Annotated in this window: 14 protein-coding genes; 4 read left to right on the top strand and 10 right to left on the bottom strand. The window is 58.7% G+C overall.

From position 1 onward, the window contains the following. Positions 1–64: 64 nt before the first annotated feature. From G3N59_RS03935 to cysC, 3 genes are all read left to right on the top strand, one after another. Positions 65–1,210: a glycosyltransferase family 4 protein gene (locus G3N59_RS03935; protein WP_346777847.1), complete on the top strand. Its 1,146-nt coding sequence runs from the start codon at positions 65–67 to the stop codon at positions 1,208–1,210. A gap of 28 nt (positions 1,211–1,238) precedes the next feature. Beyond that, entirely contained in the window at positions 1,239–2,270 is a 1,032-nt protein-coding gene (gene galE, locus G3N59_RS03940; RefSeq protein ID WP_205981239.1) for a UDP-glucose 4-epimerase GalE, read from the top strand. Positions 2,271–2,441: 171 nt separating this feature from the next. Continuing rightward, a complete protein-coding gene (gene cysC / locus G3N59_RS03945; RefSeq protein ID WP_346777848.1) occupies positions 2,442–2,993 on the top strand; it encodes an adenylyl-sulfate kinase in 552 nt (183 codons plus the stop codon). A 108-nt stretch (positions 2,994–3,101) separates the two neighbouring features. Here cysC and G3N59_RS03950 read toward each other — a convergent pair whose 3' ends face one another. The 4 genes from G3N59_RS03950 to G3N59_RS03965 form a co-directional block, all read right to left on the bottom strand. Continuing rightward, positions 3,102–4,706 carry a hypothetical protein gene (locus tag G3N59_RS03950; protein ID WP_205981241.1) on the bottom strand — a complete coding sequence of 535 codons (1,605 nt, stop codon included), beginning with the start codon at positions 4,704–4,706 and terminating at the stop codon, positions 3,102–3,104. A 42-nt stretch (positions 4,707–4,748) separates the two neighbouring features. Next, the gene (locus tag G3N59_RS03955; RefSeq protein WP_205981242.1) at positions 4,749–5,183 is read right to left on the bottom strand and encodes a GtrA family protein; all 435 of its coding nucleotides are present in this window, start codon (positions 5,181–5,183) and stop codon (positions 4,749–4,751) included. A 17-nt stretch (positions 5,184–5,200) separates the two neighbouring features. Then, positions 5,201–6,136 carry a DPM/DPG synthase family glycosyltransferase gene (locus tag G3N59_RS03960; protein WP_205981243.1) on the bottom strand — a complete coding sequence of 312 codons (936 nt, stop codon included), beginning with the start codon at positions 6,134–6,136 and terminating at the stop codon, positions 5,201–5,203. 527 nt (positions 6,137–6,663) lie between these two features. Beyond that, positions 6,664–8,061 carry a glycosyltransferase family 1 protein gene (locus tag G3N59_RS03965; RefSeq protein ID WP_205981244.1) on the bottom strand — a complete coding sequence of 466 codons (1,398 nt, stop codon included), beginning with the start codon at positions 8,059–8,061 and terminating at the stop codon, positions 6,664–6,666. Positions 8,062–9,279: 1,218 nt separating this feature from the next. Here G3N59_RS03965 and G3N59_RS03970 point away from each other — a divergent pair. Beyond that, positions 9,280–10,512 (top strand): hypothetical protein, encoded by a 1,233-nt coding sequence (locus G3N59_RS03970; RefSeq protein ID WP_205981245.1) that lies wholly within the window; start codon positions 9,280–9,282, stop codon positions 10,510–10,512. 71 nt (positions 10,513–10,583) lie between these two features. Here G3N59_RS03970 and G3N59_RS03975 read toward each other — a convergent pair whose 3' ends face one another. The 6 genes from G3N59_RS03975 to G3N59_RS04000 form a co-directional block, all read right to left on the bottom strand. Beyond that, positions 10,584–11,537: a mannosyltransferase gene (locus G3N59_RS03975; protein ID WP_205981246.1), complete on the bottom strand. Its 954-nt coding sequence runs from the start codon at positions 11,535–11,537 to the stop codon at positions 10,584–10,586. Further along, positions 11,534–12,139 (bottom strand): histidine phosphatase family protein, encoded by a 606-nt coding sequence (locus tag G3N59_RS03980; RefSeq protein WP_205981247.1) that lies wholly within the window; start codon positions 12,137–12,139, stop codon positions 11,534–11,536. Before G3N59_RS03980 ends, G3N59_RS03975 begins: the two co-directional genes overlap by 4 nt. Beyond that, positions 12,140–13,321, bottom strand: coding sequence for a glycosyltransferase (locus G3N59_RS03985; RefSeq protein WP_205981248.1), 1,182 nt, complete (start codon positions 13,319–13,321; stop codon positions 12,140–12,142). A gap of 195 nt (positions 13,322–13,516) precedes the next feature. Further along, entirely contained in the window at positions 13,517–15,391 is a 1,875-nt protein-coding gene (locus tag G3N59_RS03990) for a nucleoside-diphosphate sugar epimerase/dehydratase (protein ID WP_205981249.1), read from the bottom strand. A 15-nt stretch (positions 15,392–15,406) separates the two neighbouring features. Next, complete coding sequence (locus G3N59_RS03995; protein ID WP_241023194.1) at positions 15,407–16,354, bottom strand: glycosyltransferase family 4 protein; 948 nt, start codon at positions 16,352–16,354, stop codon at positions 15,407–15,409. An 81-nt stretch (positions 16,355–16,435) separates the two neighbouring features. After that, positions 16,436–17,398, bottom strand: a complete 963-nt coding sequence (locus tag G3N59_RS04000; RefSeq protein WP_205981251.1) for an SDR family oxidoreductase — start codon at positions 17,396–17,398, stop codon at positions 16,436–16,438. Positions 17,399–17,413: the final 15 nt, after the last annotated feature.

The following is a 17,413-nucleotide window of genomic DNA, read 5'->3' on the forward strand; positions in this document are numbered from 1 at the left end:
CCGCCCTTTCGTGCCGTTTGCGCGCATCGCACGCACACTGCCACGCATCCGGATCGTCCCGCCTGTGAATTCCCGCGCCCAAGACAACGCTCTCCACATCGCCCTCGTCTGCAACACCGCGTGGGCGATTTACACCTATCGACGCGGCCTTTTACGCGCGCTCACACAAAGCGGCGCACGCGTGAGCATCATCGCGCCGCGCGATCGCACCTTCGAGCCGCTCGCGCAGATGGGTTGCGAGTGCATCGATTTGCCGGTCGCCTCGAAAGGCACGAATCCGCTGCACGATCTGCGCACGCTGCTCGCGCTTTTCAAGCACTATCGCGCGCTCAAACCCAACGTCGTCTTCCACTACACGATCAAGCCGAACATCTACGGCTCGGTCGCGGCGTGGCTCGCGCGCGTGCCGTCGCTCGCGGTCACCACAGGACTGGGCTACGTCTTCATCCAGAAAAGCCGCGCCGCGCAAGTGGCCAAGCGGCTTTATCGCTTTGCGTTCCGCTTCCCGCGCGAAGTCTGGTTTTTGAATCGCGACGACGAATCCGCCTTCCGCGAAGAAAACCTGCTCGCGCATCCTGAGCGCGCACGCCTGCTGCACGGCGAAGGCGTCGATCTCGAGGACTACGCGTTTGCGCCGCTGCCCAAGCGCGGCGAATTCGTTTTCGTGCTGATCGGCCGTTTGTTGTGGGACAAGGGCGTGGGCGAATACGTCGAAGCCGCGCGTCAGTTGCGTAGCCGCTATCCGCAGGCGCGTTTCCAGTTGCTCGGCCCGGTCGGCGTCGATAACCCCAGCGCGATCTCGCGCGAAGAAGTGGCCGCGTGGGAACGCGAAGGCGTGATCGAATACCTGGGCGAAACCGCCGACGTGCGCCCCTATATTACGAACGCCGATTGCGTGGTCCTGCCCTCTTATCGCGAAGGCGTGCCGCGCACACTGATGGAAGCGAGCGCGATGGGCCGCCCGATCGTCGCCACCGACGTGCCCGGTTGCCGCGAAGTCGTCGCGAATGGCGAAAACGGCCTGCTCTGCGAAGCGCGCGATGCGGCTTCGCTTACCGCCGCACTGTCAAAAATGCTCGATATGTCCCCGTCCGATCGCGAAGCCATGGCGGTGCGCGGCCGGAAAAAAATCGAGAAAGAATTCGATGAACGGGTTGTGGTACAACGCTACCGGGACTTGATCCAGGACATTACCGGATCGACCTTCTAACGATATCGAGAGCACACGGGAATACAGCATGGCAGCGACTCACACCAAAGGCACGATCCTCGTCACAGGCGGCGCGGGCTTCATCGGTTCGCACACCTGCGTCGAGCTGCTCAATGGCGGCTTCGACGTCGTCGCTGTCGACAATCTCGTCAACAGCCGCGAAGAGTCGCTCGCCCGCGTCGAGCGTATTACGGGCAAGCCGGTCGCGTTCTATAACGCCGATGTGCGCGATGCCCAGGCGCTCACGCGTATTTTCGAGGCGCACAAGATCACCGGTGTGATTCACTTCGCGGCGCTCAAGGCCGTGGGCGAGTCGGTGGCCAAGCCCATCGAGTATTACCGCAACAATCTCGATGGCCTGCTCGTCGTGCTCGACGTAATGCGCCAGCATGGCGTGAAGCAGTTTGTGTTCAGTTCTTCCGCAACGGTGTATGGCGTGCCCGAGCGCTCGCCCATCGACGAAACCTTCCCGCTTTCCGCAACCAATCCGTACGGCCAGTCGAAGCTGATCGCCGAGCAGATCCTGCGCGATGTGGTGATTTCGGACCCGTCGTGGCGCATCGCCGTGCTGCGTTATTTCAACCCGGTTGGCGCGCATGAGAGCGGTTTGATCGGCGAAGATCCGGCCGGCATTCCGAACAACCTCATGCCGTTCGTCGCGCAGGTTGCGGTGGGCAAGCTGGAAAAGCTGCGTGTGTTCGGCGGCGATTACCCGACGCCGGACGGCACGGGCGTGCGCGATTACATTCACGTGGTCGATCTGGCGCAGGGTCACCTGAAAGCGCTGGACGCACTGGTTGCGCGCGATGAGGGCTTTACGGTCAATCTGGGCACCGGTCGCGGTTACAGCGTGCTGGAAGTTGTGAAGGCGTTCGAAGCAGCTTCGGGCAAACCGGTGCCGTATGAGATCGTCACGCGCCGCCCGGGCGATATCGCTGAGTGCTATGCAAACCCCGCGACGGCAGAGAAGCTGATCGGCTGGAAAGCACAGTTTGGTATCGAGCGCATGTGCGTCGATCACTGGCGCTGGCAGGAAAATAATCCGCAAGGATTTGAGTAAATAGATCCAGAACGGCGCCGAAACGGCGCCGTTTCTTTATGCGCAGCGCGTCACGAGCGATTACATCCGGACAGATTTGTTGCCGTTTATTACGTCGTCGTTACAACAACATTATCGCAGCTAGAATACCCACTCAGTTAAGCCGGTTTTTATATGTGTGGGGTGCGAGCAGTGGGAACAGCGATGTCGTCGGGGGCCGTGGTATGGCTGACCGGAATGTCCGGTGCAGGCAAATCGACCATTGCCCAAGCCTTGGTCAAACAATTGCAAACGTTTGCAGTTCGCGCGACCGTGCTCGATGGCGACGTGCTGCGCACCGGCCTGAATGCAGACCTCGGCTTCAGCGAAGCCGACCGGACTGAAAACCTGCGCCGCGTTGCGCATGTTGCCGCACTGTTCTGCCAGGAAGGCTATGTGGCGATCACCGCCACGATCTCGCCGGAAATGGAGCACCGCGAAAACGCGCGCAAGATCATCGGCGCGGATTCATTCGTTGAAGTGTTCGTCGATACGCCACTGCGCGTGTGTGAATCGCGCGATCCCAAAGGGCTTTATAAGCGCGCGCGTGCAGGGCAGATTCCATCATTTACTGGCATCAGCTCGCCCTACCACGCACCCGAACATGCGGATGTCGTGCTGCACACGGAAAGCATGAAGGTCGAACACTGCGTCGAGCGGATCATCGCGCATCTGACGCATGCGCGCGCAGCCCGCATCGGGTAAATCAGCGCACCGCGGCAAGCGCGGTGCGATTGCATCTCATCTTTATCTTCTTTCAGAGCTGCTGGAATACTCGCACGAGCCGGGTTGCACAGGGCCTACCTTCGGAATTCAATACTCGTTCAGGTGCCGGGCAAACACCGGCACGCGAGGCAAGCCCAAGGTCAATCCGTAGGACCCTGCACTCACCGCAGCAGCTGCCGGCTGTTCAGTCAGATCCGGTCCGATCAAGAATCTGAAGTTGCCACAGACGACAGGCCGGTTAAACAACAGGCGCACGCCCCACGGTGCCGGAAGAAGCCGGAAGTCGTGAACACGTCTCAATTCCTTGCCATCGAGCCAGAGTTGATGTGGGCCAAAGTACACCTCGCGGAATCCACCACTCAGCCCGTGCAGATCGATGAAATCGATCAACGGCCGGTCAGCCATGCACATCACGTTGACCAGCCTGGTGCCATCCGGCGCGGCTTCACGCGTCTGCGAAACACCGTCGATCTCCCGAACCTTGAATTGAACGCAGAGCACCAGGCAAATCAAGGCGACGGCGGAGAAGGCGCGCACCAGCCGGGAACTCGCCCCTGCTCCTGAACCGGACCAGATCCAGCGCAACGCCAGCCACGCGAGCAACGCCAGGTAAGGCACAGCCCACTTGAAATAGTGGACGTTATGGAATCGCCACATGCCTTCCGGCAGCAAATCGCCATACGGTGCGTATAACGCGAAGTGAAGCAGGATGGCGAGAGCAAGCACGCGCAGCATTTTGTCGCCGCGAACGATAGCGACGACGATGCCCACTATCGACAGCAGGAGCCAAGGATAATGCGTGACCAGCGAAGCCTGCGGTTCGAGATAGGCTGTATTCGTGTCGAACACCAGTGACCAGACTTTTCGGGGCAACTCAGCGATAAAGTAGCCGCTGGAGGAAGCCGTCGATTGCATGTAGCCACCGAGCGGACGCCCAAAAATCTTGTAGTTGACCGCTGCAAATATCGCCAGCCAGAACATCAGGCCCAGACCCAAGGCGCCGCAAATCGCGAGCACGCGCCTCCACCGTTTCGCCAGTTCTGCCACGCTTCGTGACGGCACCACGAACAGTACATACGCCGGGAAGAAGATCGCCGCGAGACCGGCGTCAACTGGGCGCAGCACAATCAACGCACCGAACAACATCGAAAAGACGACAGCCCACAAAGCCGCACCGCGAGTGGCTTCACCACCCCCGCCGATTTCTTTTTGCCGCAACAGGATCAACAGGCAAAGCGAGTAGATCAGCGCAGTTCCTGACGTCGTCCAAGGAATCGCGTAATTCACTATAACGGTGGGCGTGAACCACAACGCCCCCGCCGTCAGTATGAGTATCTCCACCCGCGAAAGATACTGATCCGCGAACTTGACGAACGCGTACACGAAAACCAGCAGCGCAAATCCATCGAACACGAAGAACGGATGATTAGGAGTCCAGTGCAGAAAGATACGACCGATCAGCGGATACAGGACCGGGTAATAGAAGTTATCCGGCAACCAGTGGTGCAAGGCGAGTGCTTTTGCTTCCTTGAGGTATTCCCCCTGATCGAACCAACCCCACCAGCCCAGTGGAGCATCCGGGTTATTGCCCGGTAATGCCGGGTGAGCGAGATAGGCGACCGAATAGACAATGAGCGTTCCCCACAGGAACACCCAGGTCGGAATGGTGTATCGATTAAGGCCTCTGGACATGCGCAATTCGATAAAGTTTGATCAGCGAATGGTCGGACGTTGCTAATTTTTATGAAAAACGAGGAATTTGGAACCTGTGAAATTGAGCAGCATGCCGGCTATCGACCCGGCTGCAACTGCAACCATCGGATGCCTCCAGGCAAACGCGACATGCAGCACCAGATAAAAATACGTGCCATTGTTAGCCGCCCAGCCTAGCGCATTCGCGAGGACATAACGCACCCACTCGTGATGCGCCGCATAGCGGCTCGCCCCGAATGTATAACGGCGATTCAGGAACCATGTCACTGTGACTGCGGCAGGAAACGCGATTGCCTGTGCGACCAGCGGGCTGCCAAACTGCGTCCACAACCCGACTATGGACGCATTAACTACCAGACCGACAATACCGACAAGAGCGAAGCGCATGAACTGTTTGACGGACGGGTGCCGCAACGCTTCGCGATAGATCGCTCCCAACCCTCGAACTGCTGGCATGGTGCAGTGATCCCTCGTCAATCGTGGGATTCGATAAACGCCGGATGCTGCAAATAGGCGAGCATGCGGGTTTCCCGGCGTCCGCGCGAGACCGTGTCGAGGATCGTTCCTGTCACCACGCTAAAAAAAGCCATCGTCATCAAACCCATCGCGAGCACGGCTGTCGGTAGACGCGGCACGACGCCGTATTGCACATATGTGTCGAGAACGGGCGCAGCGAGGAACAGCGAGGTCGCAGCAAAAAGCGCGGACAATGCACCGAAAAACAACATCGGACGTTCGTGGCGCAGAAGCTTGAGAATCAGCATCAAGATACGCCAGCCGTCGCGATACGTGCGCAACTTGCTCTCAGAACCTTCAGGACGTCCGCGATAACTGCCCTCCCCGTGCGCAACGGGCAGCGACAGTTCGAGCGCATGAACCGAAAGCTCCGTTTCGATGTCGAAGCCCTGTGACAGCGCGGGAAACGACTTGACGAAGCGACGCGAGAATACCTTGTAGCCGGACAGCATATCGCGCACGCGGTTGCCGAAAATGCGGCGAACCACACCGGTCAGCAACAGATTGCCAAAGCGATGTCCCCCGCGATAAGCGGCGTTTTCGACTTCACGACGAACGCAATTTACAAGGTCATAAGGTCCCTCGAGTGCCGACGCGATCATTTGCCCCGCGACACCTGCATCGTACGTATCGTCGCCGTCCACCATCACATAAAAATCGGCTTCTACGTCGCGAAACATGCGACGTACCACGTGTCCTTTACCCTGCTGCGTTTCCGACCGGACGATCGCGCCAGCGACACGCGCAACTTCGGCTGTGCGATCCGACGAATTGTTGTCGTACACGTAGATCTGCGCATCCGGAAGCGCCACGCGAAAATCTCGAACGACGCTGGCAATCGTCTTTTCTTCGTTGTAGCAAGGGACCAGAACAGCAATTTGTGGCTTCTGCATGAAGGAACAAACCAGTAATGTGTGGTTAGGCAAATCGTGCCGTCATCGAAACAGCACAATGTGCCGCTTCGATTCGCGCATATTCGTTCTGTAAGGGTCGACTCACGTGCGTCGATAGCGCGGTAAGTTTATCCCGACGATTGACTGCCGCCATATCCCCGTAAGCTCAGTCTGTGCAATCCGGGCAGCCGAATCCGCTTCGCTCGTCTCCGGTCGCCCGAGATTCACGATAAGGCTGAATTAGGCCACGATCGAAGAAAATCGATCGTTTTCGGGAAAAGCATCGAAGATGCAACCCCGTACGTCAACGACGCCCTTATTCATTAGACGAAAACTGCGAGCAATCTGCCGCTCCAGGAGCCCTTACATTACGAATTTTACAATACTGCCGATTCGTTGCGATATGTTACAGACTTCTTATCCACGTCGGCCCAAAAATTCGAATAACGAAGGAAAATTCGCACTACGCCAAACGACCACAACCACTGCTTCCCACGCCCGCTCACTGCACAACATGGCCTACAGCTTTAAGCCAAAGTGATGGCACTCAGAATCTGCGCTGCCCTCCTCGCGCTCCCGGATAGCAGCACCAGATCGTCTTCGCTCGGCTTCACCTGCGGTGGCGCCTTCGACAACTCCGCCAGAACGCGCTGCTCAAGATCACTCGCCGACGTGATCACATCGCTCCGCATACCGAGCGGCCGAAAGTGTTTCTCAAGCGCGTCCAATGCGGTCGTGGCCGAATGCTCCCAGGAAAATGTCTGCGCATGAGCGATACCGTGCGCTCTCAACTCCGCCCTGAAGTCCTGGTTCGAAAGCGCGAGCAGCATCTTTTCTGCAATCTCATCAGGAGACGTCGGGTCGAACAGCGCCTCGGGCCATCCAATTACCTCCGGCAGGCTTGTCGTATTCGATCCAATGGACGGCGCACCGCATGCAAGCGCCTCGAGTGCCGGAAGTCCGAAGCCCTCATGCAACGACGGAAACACGTGCAATTGACAGATGCTGTACATCGCCGGGAGATCATCGTCCGGAATATAGCCAGTCACCACCACCTCGTCGCCAGTCAGTCCAAATGACGCGATTTGCCCATCGAGCGCAACACGCTCGTTCGGACGGATGCTACTTCCAATCACGAGTTGATGAGCGCGCCGGATCTTCTCTGGAAGCCTGGAAAACGCATCGATAAGGGCGCCGAAATTCTTCCTCGGATCAAATCCGCCCGGGACATAAAGTACGAACGGGCGATCAATTCCATACTTCTTTACCAACGCGCTGGCTTGCTCATCGGTGAGGGCACGTGGCGAAAATCCCTCGTCGATGGATGCCGAGATATTGACAATATTGCGCGGCGCTATCCCGAGTAGATCAACGGCCTCGTTCTTTGAACTTCCGGAAATTGCCAGCAAAAGATCCGCGCGTCGCAGCGACTCAAGCTTGCGATGGTAGTACTCCGATACGTACCCTTCTTGCAGATAGATTTCCTGAAGCGCGAGCGGGATCAGATCGTAGAGTGTCACAGCAGTGGGAATCTTTTGCCCGTTTATCCCGATCGTCACAGCTGCGTCGTCAACCGTTCCCTCAAAGAGGCTGGAAACGTACACCACATCGGGTTGCAGACCAGCGACAAAAAGCTCGCGTAGTTGCTCTGCCGCGCGCAAGCGCCACGCGTTACTGGCGACAAATTCAGCAACACGTCCCATCCCCGGGAATGCAACAATTCGCTCTACAGCAACCAGACCGTCGAATTCCGCCTTTATTGGATCGATCGTAGCGGGAAAATTGTCGTTCAGGAGCAACCAGATTTCATGCCCCCGCGAGACGGATTGACGTGCGATCTCTTTAGCAAGCGCTTTCGAATATCGACCAAGCCCTCGAAATCGACTGTCATCCTGGCATGGCTGGAGATCAATAATTATGCGCATAGGAAACCTGAGCAAAGGAGTGACTGCGATTAACTACAACCTGCCGAAGACAAGCTGCAAGGCAAACCCGCCGTGCAGTTTGCGGAACGTACAACTACCTCGGCACCGACTTCAGGAATGTGTAAAGGTCGTCGCCGTCGACGTACCTGTCCGCCGTGTAGCGCGAAACCTCCACATTTTGCATATATAGCGATCACCGTGCAATCTTTTGCAGAATATGTCCCGATAAAGATCAGCGAAGGGTTAAAACACACAGAGCGACTTGTCAGCGATGAATGCCACCGTGCGCAGACTTGTACGCTCCAACGACATCATCACTCGTAATCATTGCATCGCCCGAATCTTTGGTTAATTGAATTTCGTACTCAAAGGTGTCTGCTTGCCGTTCAAGGTTGCAACGTGATCTTCACAACGCCGGATTGCTTGTCGTCTACAGTCTTAAATTCCCGAGCTGCTTTCGACAGCGGAAGCTGATGGGGAATCATTTTATTGAACATCTCAGGTCGCGCAAGAAGCTCGATCGCTATTTCAAAGGCATGTTTTCCATTCAAATATCGATAACAACTCAAGAACTAGACATTAATCTCTTTGATCAATGGGATGAAAGACTGCAATCCATCATGCCCGGATTCGAATGCGCCAAGGACACCAACAATGCCGAGCGGCCGAAGGGAGAGGAATGTCTGGCGTCGTGATCGGTGCTGGGACGAACGGGCTGATGGCGCTTGCAGCGGCAATCGATGCCGGATCGGATGTACGTCGTTGCAAGACATCCGTTTCAGGCCTATTAGCCCGGAACTCTTCGGACATCATAAGGGTGCTGATCAGCTCTGGCGTACGACTGGCGTGCTGTATCCAGTGCTCTGCAGCGCCTGGCTCGGCGTCGCGCCCAGTGGTACGGAATACGCTGCTGCCACGTCTCATCTGCCTATCATCGAGACTAACCTTTCACGGTTTTTTGGATTGATCCGACGAGTATATCCGGTCGAAATCGTCGAGTCGCGCACGACGTGTGTCAGCAAGACTCAATGCGATTCGCAGACTGACCGCGCCCTCACAGCGCGCCGACGTTTCGTCAGTCACACTAAATTGCCGCCCCAATATCGCAGTGGTACAGTGATGTAAATAAGCTTCCCTTGCTCAAGATGATATCTATCGATCGAAGCGCCCACACGATCGTGATTTCCTCGCCCTACATCCAATCGAATTCATTTCGCCATGAAAGACAAATCTCCCATTTTCTTTCTACATATTCCAAAAACTGCTGGAACTTCGGTAACCGCCTTGATAGAAGATAATCTATCGCTGACGGACTCATTCAAACTTCAGGAAATCCGCGATTCATACTACGGAAATACGCTGGATTATGATTTACTGAAGAGTGCGCGTGCAGTATGCGGGCATATCCCGCTCTGCATCTCTCACCTGATGGACCAACCCGTGCGTACGCTTGTTTTCTTGCGCACGCCGGCGGAGCTATCGTTCAGCATGTTCAATCATCTCAAGCGGATCGGTGACATCAAAAAGGAAACGTCCTTGGCCGAATTCCTCGATTCGCCCTATGCCGAGGTGATTCTTAACATGCAGACGAAATGGCTTTCTGGACATCAGATTCCAAACATCCCCATTCCAATTGATAGACCACTATTAAATTTTGAAATCAGCTTCGGGGCTCATCTAGATCATCTTTTTATCCCGATTGATGAACAATCTCTCACGCAGGCAAAAGAGAATCTCGAGCGCATTTCATTTATTGGAATTCTCGAGAAAATGCAAGAATCCATGTCTGCATTGAAGAGTTATTTTGAGTTCAGCAGAAATCCGGTGGATTTTTCGAAAAACGTCGGCGGACATGATAAAAAAATCGACGACGATATTCTTAAACAGCTAACCGAGCGAAATGAACTCGATAATCAGCTGTATGCGTTCGGCCGGGAGCTATTCGATCAACGGGTCAGCAATAAGATCTCTCGCGTATCTCTGCCCGAGCCAGCCAGAAAATCCTGGGTCGAACTAGATATGAATCACGCCATCCGTCATGACGGATTGCATCACAGAGAACTCTGGCCTCACTGGCACGGCGTGAGGTGGACGTCAGATATTTCGAGCATCGAATTGCCGTGCAAACTCGAGCCGTCTGTTGAATATAGCTACGAACTGGTCGCACTCACCAGCATTTCCAATCCAGACATTCAGACTACGCAACTGTCGCTCGACGACGTAAATCTTGACTACGATCTGCACGCTGGAACGGGCGTTTTCCAGTTTCGCGGCGTGATCTCCTCGGCAAGCGGAATGGATCGCCCGATGCTGAAAATTGTTGCGCCCTATGCCCAACGCCCATCGGACCAATCGAACTCGACCGATTCCCGATTGCTCGGTCTTGCAATCAAATCATTCCGCCTAAAGCCCGTTAGAGCCTGCGCGATCGAGCCCCGTAGCCACGAATGATCTGACCACTACCCGCACGACATGCGGCACGCGATCGGCACACATGCAGACCGGCGCGCCGCGCGTCGCGCTTACTTCGGCCCGTCCAGATAGCGCAGCAAGGGCGCGACAGCGTCGCTCATTGGCAAGGCCGCGTATCTGGCCTCACGCGAGCTTGCCTGCCCCAACGCCTCGAGCGCACCTGCGCGAATCTGAGCAACATCGTGCGGATCGACCTGTACGCACTGCCCTTCCAGCATCTCGCGTGTCCAGTCGCTTTGCGACAGCAACAGCCGGCACCCCATCGCTGCTGCTTCCAGAGCAGACGTACCCGGAAAGTCCAGCGCCAGCTCGACGAACAGGTTACTGTGAGCCAGCGCCGACAAATGCAGTTCCGAGCCAAACGGCATCACAGGTACAAACGTCACGTTGCCGCCAGCCGCCTGACGGCAACGCGCGGCATAGTCAGAATCACGTACGGCGCCCGAAATCACGAGATTGATGTCAAGGTCGCGGAACGCTTCGATCGCCGCCAGTTGGTTCTTCTGCGGCTCGATAATGCCTGGCCAGATCGCATAGCGATCAAGACCGTACGATTCCTGAAACACCTTCGACACCTGCTTGCGCAGGAAGCGCGGCGAGATCAGCGGAGCAAGCCGGATCACCTGCTTGCCTTCGAGGCTGAGATAGCGCGCAAAATGCTCCTCTTCGGCCTGCGATTTGAAAATTACCGCGTCGAATCGCGCGAGCAGTCGCGCCAGCCGCTCCAGATGCTGAGGGTGCGGCGGATTCACGAACCACAGATTCGGCCAGAGGATCAGATGGCGCCCCGACCCCGCGAGCGCGTCGACGAGCAACTCGGAGCCGTCCTGCATCGAGAAGTGGATCACGTGGTCGTACGCGCTCAGCGAACGCGACGTCGGTCCATAGATGTCCGACATCACGCCCGATGCGTTCAGAAACTCATTGAGCAGCAGGATTTCCTGTTCGCCGCCGCCTCGATAAAGAAAGGCATTGGGCGACGTCGTCAGCAAGATGCGTTTCATTGTCGGTCAGTGCAAGCCGTCAAAGGAATGTGCGTATAGGTCACCGGTTCACCGGCCTTGATGGTCGCGTGCAGCAGATCGCAATTACCGATTGGGAATGCCGGGTACGCACTGAGGTCGAGCCCGAGCAAACGCAGCAGAATGGAACGCAGCGTGCCTTCGTGGCCAACCACCAGCACGACATCATCAGCGGCCCAATTCACGGACTCGCGGTCGTACCAGCCCGTCATGCGTGCGACCATTTCCCGAAAGCATTCGCCTTCCGGGTAACGCATGTCCGGGCTCAGCCACGGCTGCCGGAAACGTGCGTCCTCCGCCCACAGATCGTCCAGTGTGCGGTGGCTGTGCGCGCCGGTGTTCAGTTCGGCAATTTCCGGGGCGATCTGCACCGGCCGATCGTTGCAATCGAGCGCTGCAACGGTATCGCGCGCGCGTGACAACGGTGAGGAATACACCCGCGTGAACGGGATACGCGCAAGGTTTTCGCAGACGCGCCGCGCCTGGTCTCGCCCGGTCTCCGAGAGCGGGAAATCCTCGGCGCCGCACACCAGTCGACGCTCATTCGCCGTGCTGGCGCCGTGCCGCAGCAGATAGAGTTCCATTCAGAATCCGTAGGTGTTCACAATGCCCACGTCCACGTCGATCGAGCGGTCGCTCATATCGTCGGCGAAGGCGAAATTATTGTTGATCAGCTCGATACGCTCGCGCATGCGTGCGCCGATCGTCTGGACCGAAAAGCCACGCTCTGCGCGGTCGCGAGCATGGGCGGCCTTGTCCAGCCAGTGCGGATAGCGTTCTACCATGTCGGTGAACGCGCGAATCGCATCGTCCATGCTCGGCTCGGCCCAGAGGTCGTCGGCACGATAACGCGGGCGGTTGTGGCCGACAGCCTGCAGTTCATACGCGACAAGCCGCGTATCGGACACATCGCAAAATTCCATGTTGCCGGAATAACCGGTCACGATCACCGGAATGCCGCGGCTCATGGCATCGGAAATCGTCAGCCCGAAGCCTTCGGCGCGATGCAGCGAAACGTAGACATCCGTCTCGTCATAGAGTGCCGCCATTTCGGCAGGTTCAAAATGCCGGTCGATAATTTCGATGTTGCGATGCCGGCGAACGATTGCGTCGAGCTTTTCCGCGAGCAGCGGATCGTATTCGAGATTCTTGACCTTGACGAGCAGCTTGACCGCGTTGTTGTCTTCGAAGGCGTCGAGAAACGCGCGCAACGTGAACAGCGGATTCTTGCGCTCGGCATCGCTGTAGACGTCGAAAATCGTCAGGAAATTCAACGTCTCGAATGTCTCGCCGGCCTGGCGCGCGCGCATTCTGGGCGACACGGCCTGGGTTTCGATCGGATACGGAATCTTGATGACCGGGATGTCGGCGCAACGCGAAACAGCTTCCTGGCATAGCGCGGACGGCGTCCAGATCTCGTCGAAAAATTCCAGTTGACGCGCCCATTGAGCCGGGATCGTCTGCATCTCGTGGACCCAGTAACCGATGTTGTAAAAACCGTTGAGCGAGTCTTCGCCAAGCCGCGAAAAATACAGCGGCACGCGGCGCGCGTTGAAATGAAACAGGTTGACCTTGTGATTCAGCGACGCGAGCAGACGATCGTCGATCGTAGCGTATTCGACGACTTGCGAGGGCGACGGCCGCGACAGCAGATAGACGTCGAAGGGGATCTCAGACGCCTTGAGACAGTCGATATTGAGCGAAGCCACGCGCCCGATGCTGTCTTTAGCCTCGTACGGCCCAAAAAAATTGACGCCTTTTGTCATAAATCAGTTCTGCAATCCGTCATGCATGATGGCTACCCGAAGAGTCGGGCCCATGTGGAGATATTCGGTTCGCGTATCTTTCGCACGCTGTTGATGGGCGCAACCTGGCACCCGTCATGGCGGCGCACACGACCGCGGCGCCGCCATCGGTCTATTCAGCCCGCACTGGCGCGCAGGCCTATCGGCATGACCGCTTCAGCCCGCCGACGCAACGTTGACGCTGCGCAGACCCGGCGCAGGCGCCTGGTATTCGGGCACCCAGCGCCGCAGGTCGCGGCGGACTTCATCGTCGCCCGGAATGCGGTGCTGCATCAACCAGGGCAACAGTTGATCGATGAGTTCGTTCGGCACCTCGCGCGCGCGGGCGATGCGCAGCTTCGGATGCGGAGTGCGGGTGGTCGTTTCGTCGTCGGCGAGCAGTTCTTCGTAGAGCTTTTCGCCCGGCCGCAAGCCGGTGAACACCACGCGAATCTGGCCGCCGCTGAAGCCATAAAGCCGGATCAGATCCTGGGCGAGATCCGCAATACGCACCGGCTGGCCCATGTCGAGAATAAAGATCTCGCCGCCCTCGCCCATGCTCGACGCCTGCAGCACGAGTTGCGACGCTTCCGGGATCGTCATGAAGAAGCGCGTAATTTCCGGATGCGTGACGGTCACCGGCCCGCCGTTCGCGATCTGCTCCTGGAACTTGGGAATCACGCTGCCTGCACTGCCGAGCACATTGCCGAAGCGCACGATCTCGAAACGCGTACGATGCCGCGCTTCGCGTTGCAGCACGCTGCACACCATTTCCGCGAGGCGCTTGCTCGCGCCCATCACGTTGGTAGGGTTCACGGCCTTGTCGGTGGAAATCAGCACGAATCGCGACACCTTGTGGCGAATCGCAGCCTGCGCCACGCGATAGGTGCCAAGCACGTTGTTGCGCACGGCCTGCCAGGCGTTCAGCTCTTCCATCAACGGCACGTGCTTGAATGCGGCCGCATGAAACACGATATGCGGCCGGTAGCTCTGCATGACCTTGTCGACCAGCAACGCATCCTTCACGTCGCCGATGGTCGGCACCACCGCCACATCGGGGAAGCTCGCGCGCAGTTCCTCGTTCAGACGATAGAGCGCGAATTCGGACAGGTCGAAGGCAATCAGCTGCGCCGGCGCGAACGCCAGAATCTGGCGGCACAGTTCCGAGCCGATCGAGCCGCCAGCACCGGTCACCATGACCACACGATTGGCGAGCAGTTCGCCAACGTGCGCGCCGTCGATATGCACCGGATCGCGGCCGAGCAGGTCTTCGAGATCGATCACACGAATGCTCTTGAGCGCCGCCTGATCTTCGGCCAGCGACTTGATCGCCGGCAGGGTCAGCGCCTTCACGCCTGCGCGCACGCACAACGTAGCAATCCGGCGATGCACTTCGGGTGAGGCCGACGGCACGGCGATGATCACGTGCTCGACTTTCATCTGCGCGCTCAGGCGCTGCAGGTCGTTGATCGAGCCGAGCACGCGGCAGCCGTTGATTTCGCGGCCTTGCTTGACGGCATCATCGTCGAGCAGACCGACGAGCCGCCACTCGCCCGAGCGTTTGAGTTCGCGCACGAGATTGGCGCCTGCCGAACCCGCGCCCACCACGAATACCGGTTTGCCCTGCCCGACCAGCCCGCCGTACCGGTAGAACTCCTTGGCACTGCGATAGAGCGCGCGCGAGCCGCCCATCATGAGGAACAGCAGCATGGGAGACACGAGCCAGACCGAGCGCGGCACGATAGGCTGCGGCTGCATCAGCGCAGTGCCGATCACGACCGCGAGGGCACCGACGCAGATCGCCTTGGCGATGCGCACGAGATCGGGCAGGCTGGCAAAGACCCACATGCCGCGATAGAGGCCGTAGCTGCGGAACAGTCCCGCGTAAGCGATCAACACCCAGACCAGAGCGTGCATGCCACTACGCAGATACGCCTCGGGCACCGGCCCATTGAAGCGGATGACGTAGGCAAGCAGCCACGATGCGGTGACCGCACACAGGTCGAAGGCGAATGCGCCCAGCGAGAGCCAACGGGCTTTGAACTTCTTCATCGATACAGAGCGCTCTCAGGATTCCACAAGACCGGACCGATGACGCGTCCAGCGCCTGTCCACAAATACCCCAGCCACTCCGAGGATCGCCATCCATGCGGCGACCGTCAGCCACTGCAGAACGGGAGAGAAGGACAACGCGAAACAAGCAGTCATTATGCCTGCCGCCATGAGCGAATACCAAATACGTGCCGTGCGGGCATGTCCGCACCCCATTTGCACCATGCGTTGGTAGTAATGCTCACGATGGGCCTGCCAGATTTTCTCGCCGCGCAGCAGCCGGCGCAGCAAGGTGACAGAGGCATCCGCGATAAATGGGGAAAACACCAGCGCCGGAAACCATACCGGCCAGACGCCGCGCGCCCAGCCCCAATAACCCAGCGCGCCCGCCAGAAAGCCCAGCGGGATCGAACCGGCGTCGCCAAGGAATATGCGGGCCGGATGGAAATTGAACCGCAGGAAGCCAAGCGCCGCGCCTGCCGTGATGGCGCCAGCCAGTGCGAGCGGCACAGCAGCCGGACCGGCCCGCAGCGCGGCGATCGCGTAGGCGCCGAAGCCGAACAGCGCCATGCCGCCGGCGAGGCCATCCGAGCCGTCCATGAAATTGTAAAGATTGACGAGCCAGACCATCAAAAATGCCACGCCGCACAGCAGCCACCAGGGCGCCGCTGCAGGATAAAGGGCCACGAACACCGCAACGGCTGCAATATGCGCACCGAAGCGCGCCCACACGGGCAGGCCGCGACGGTCGTCGATCTGCGACAGTGCCGCGAGCAAGGCGAACAGCAGCGCGGCCAGCCACAGCGACGGCGCCACGGCGACCGTCAGCAGCGCCACGACGGGCACGATGCCCCAGCCGCCGACGCGCGGCGTGGGCAGCGTATGCAGGGAGCGCTCGTTCGGCACGTCGATGGCAAGGCGCCAGGCGAGGCCGGTCTTGAGCAGGCTCCAGAGAATCAGCATGCACGCCGCAAACGCCGCGAAGGCGCTGCCGGTCACGTACACGATCGGGTCTTGGAACATGAAAGTCTCAACTAAAGCGTATCAATGCGTCGCGCGATACCACGAGGCGGTTTCCAGCAGCCCTTGCTCGACGGTATAGGGCGGCCGCCAACCAAGCGTATCGGTGATGTGGCTACTGTCGACCCGCAACTCGTCGAGCAGACGTCCGACCTGCGCCGAGCGCCCCGTCAGCCGCCCTGCCAGGCGCAGCAGACCCGGCGGCACCGAGGGAAAGCGGGCCGGCGCCTGGAGTTGCCACGCCAGCATGCGCGCCAGTTCGCTCACCGACAGGTCATGTCCGTCCGAGACATGGAACAGGCCGCCAGCGGCACGGCGCTCCGAGGCGCAGTGCACGAGGGCATCGGCGAGGTTATTGACAAAGATCATGCTCCGACGCGCCTCGATGCGCCCCAGCGGCAACGGCACACCCCGCGCGATCGCATTCATCAGCTGCAGGAAATTGGCGCGCACCGTCGGGCCATAAACCAGCGGCGGTCGCACGATCACGACTTCGAGACCGCAACGGCGTCCGTAGGCGGTGAGCGCGCGCTCCGCTTCGAGTTTCGAGATGCCATAGGGATCTTCGGGTTGCGGCGGCACGAGTTCGCTGAGCGGCTCGCGGCCTTCGCTGGACTCGCCCACGGCCTTGATGCTGCTAACGAAAACAAACCGTCGCGCACCCGTTCGCCGGGCGGCGCCCGCGACGCGCAACATGCCTTCGACATTGGTTTCGCGATAAGCGGCCAGCGGGTCGCTGGAGTGGTCGTTCATCACGTGCACGCGTGCGGCGAGATGAATGACGACGTCGCAGGCGAGGTCCGGCGGACAATGCTGCTCGACATCGGCGAAATCGTTCGCGGGCGCGAGCCATTCGGCCACGCCCGACACCACGGCCCCGCGCTGCCGTACCAGCGCCGTCACTTGATCGCCGCGGTCGAGCAGTCGTCGGCTAACAGCGTGGCCGACAAAACCGGTCGCACCGGTCAGTAGAATGCGTTGAGTCATGAATCGCGGTCCCTG

It is taken from the genome of Paraburkholderia sp. Ac-20340, from assembly GCF_017104965.1.
GTDB lineage: Bacteria > Pseudomonadota > Gammaproteobacteria > Burkholderiales > Burkholderiaceae > Paraburkholderia.

Coding starts and splice junctions, on each gene's coding strand:
- G3N59_RS03950 (WP_205981241.1), bottom strand. CDS start 4,706: ATGTCCAGAGGCCTTAATCGATACACCATTCCGACCTGGGTGTTCCTG.
- G3N59_RS03960 (WP_205981243.1), bottom strand. CDS start 6,136: ATGCAGAAGCCACAAATTGCTGTTCTGGTCCCTTGCTACAACGAAGAA.
- G3N59_RS03995 (WP_241023194.1), bottom strand. CDS start 16,354: ATGCTGATTCTCTGGAGCCTGCTCAAGACCGGCCTCGCCTGGCGCCTT.
- galE (WP_205981239.1), top strand. CDS start 1,239: ATGGCAGCGACTCACACCAAAGGCACGATCCTCGTCACAGGCGGCGCG.
- G3N59_RS03970 (WP_205981245.1), top strand. CDS start 9,280: ATGAAAGACAAATCTCCCATTTTCTTTCTACATATTCCAAAAACTGCT.
- G3N59_RS03990 (WP_205981249.1), bottom strand. CDS start 15,391: ATGAAGAAGTTCAAAGCCCGTTGGCTCTCGCTGGGCGCATTCGCCTTC.
- G3N59_RS03955 (WP_205981242.1), bottom strand. CDS start 5,183: ATGCCAGCAGTTCGAGGGTTGGGAGCGATCTATCGCGAAGCGTTGCGG.
- G3N59_RS03965 (WP_205981244.1), bottom strand. CDS start 8,061: ATGCGCATAATTATTGATCTCCAGCCATGCCAGGATGACAGTCGATTT.
- G3N59_RS04000 (WP_205981251.1), bottom strand. CDS start 17,398: ATGACTCAACGCATTCTACTGACCGGTGCGACCGGTTTTGTCGGCCAC.
- G3N59_RS03980 (WP_205981247.1), bottom strand. CDS start 12,139: ATGGAACTCTATCTGCTGCGGCACGGCGCCAGCACGGCGAATGAGCGT.
- G3N59_RS03985 (WP_205981248.1), bottom strand. CDS start 13,321: ATGACAAAAGGCGTCAATTTTTTTGGGCCGTACGAGGCTAAAGACAGC.
- G3N59_RS03975 (WP_205981246.1), bottom strand. CDS start 11,537: ATGAAACGCATCTTGCTGACGACGTCGCCCAATGCCTTTCTTTATCGA.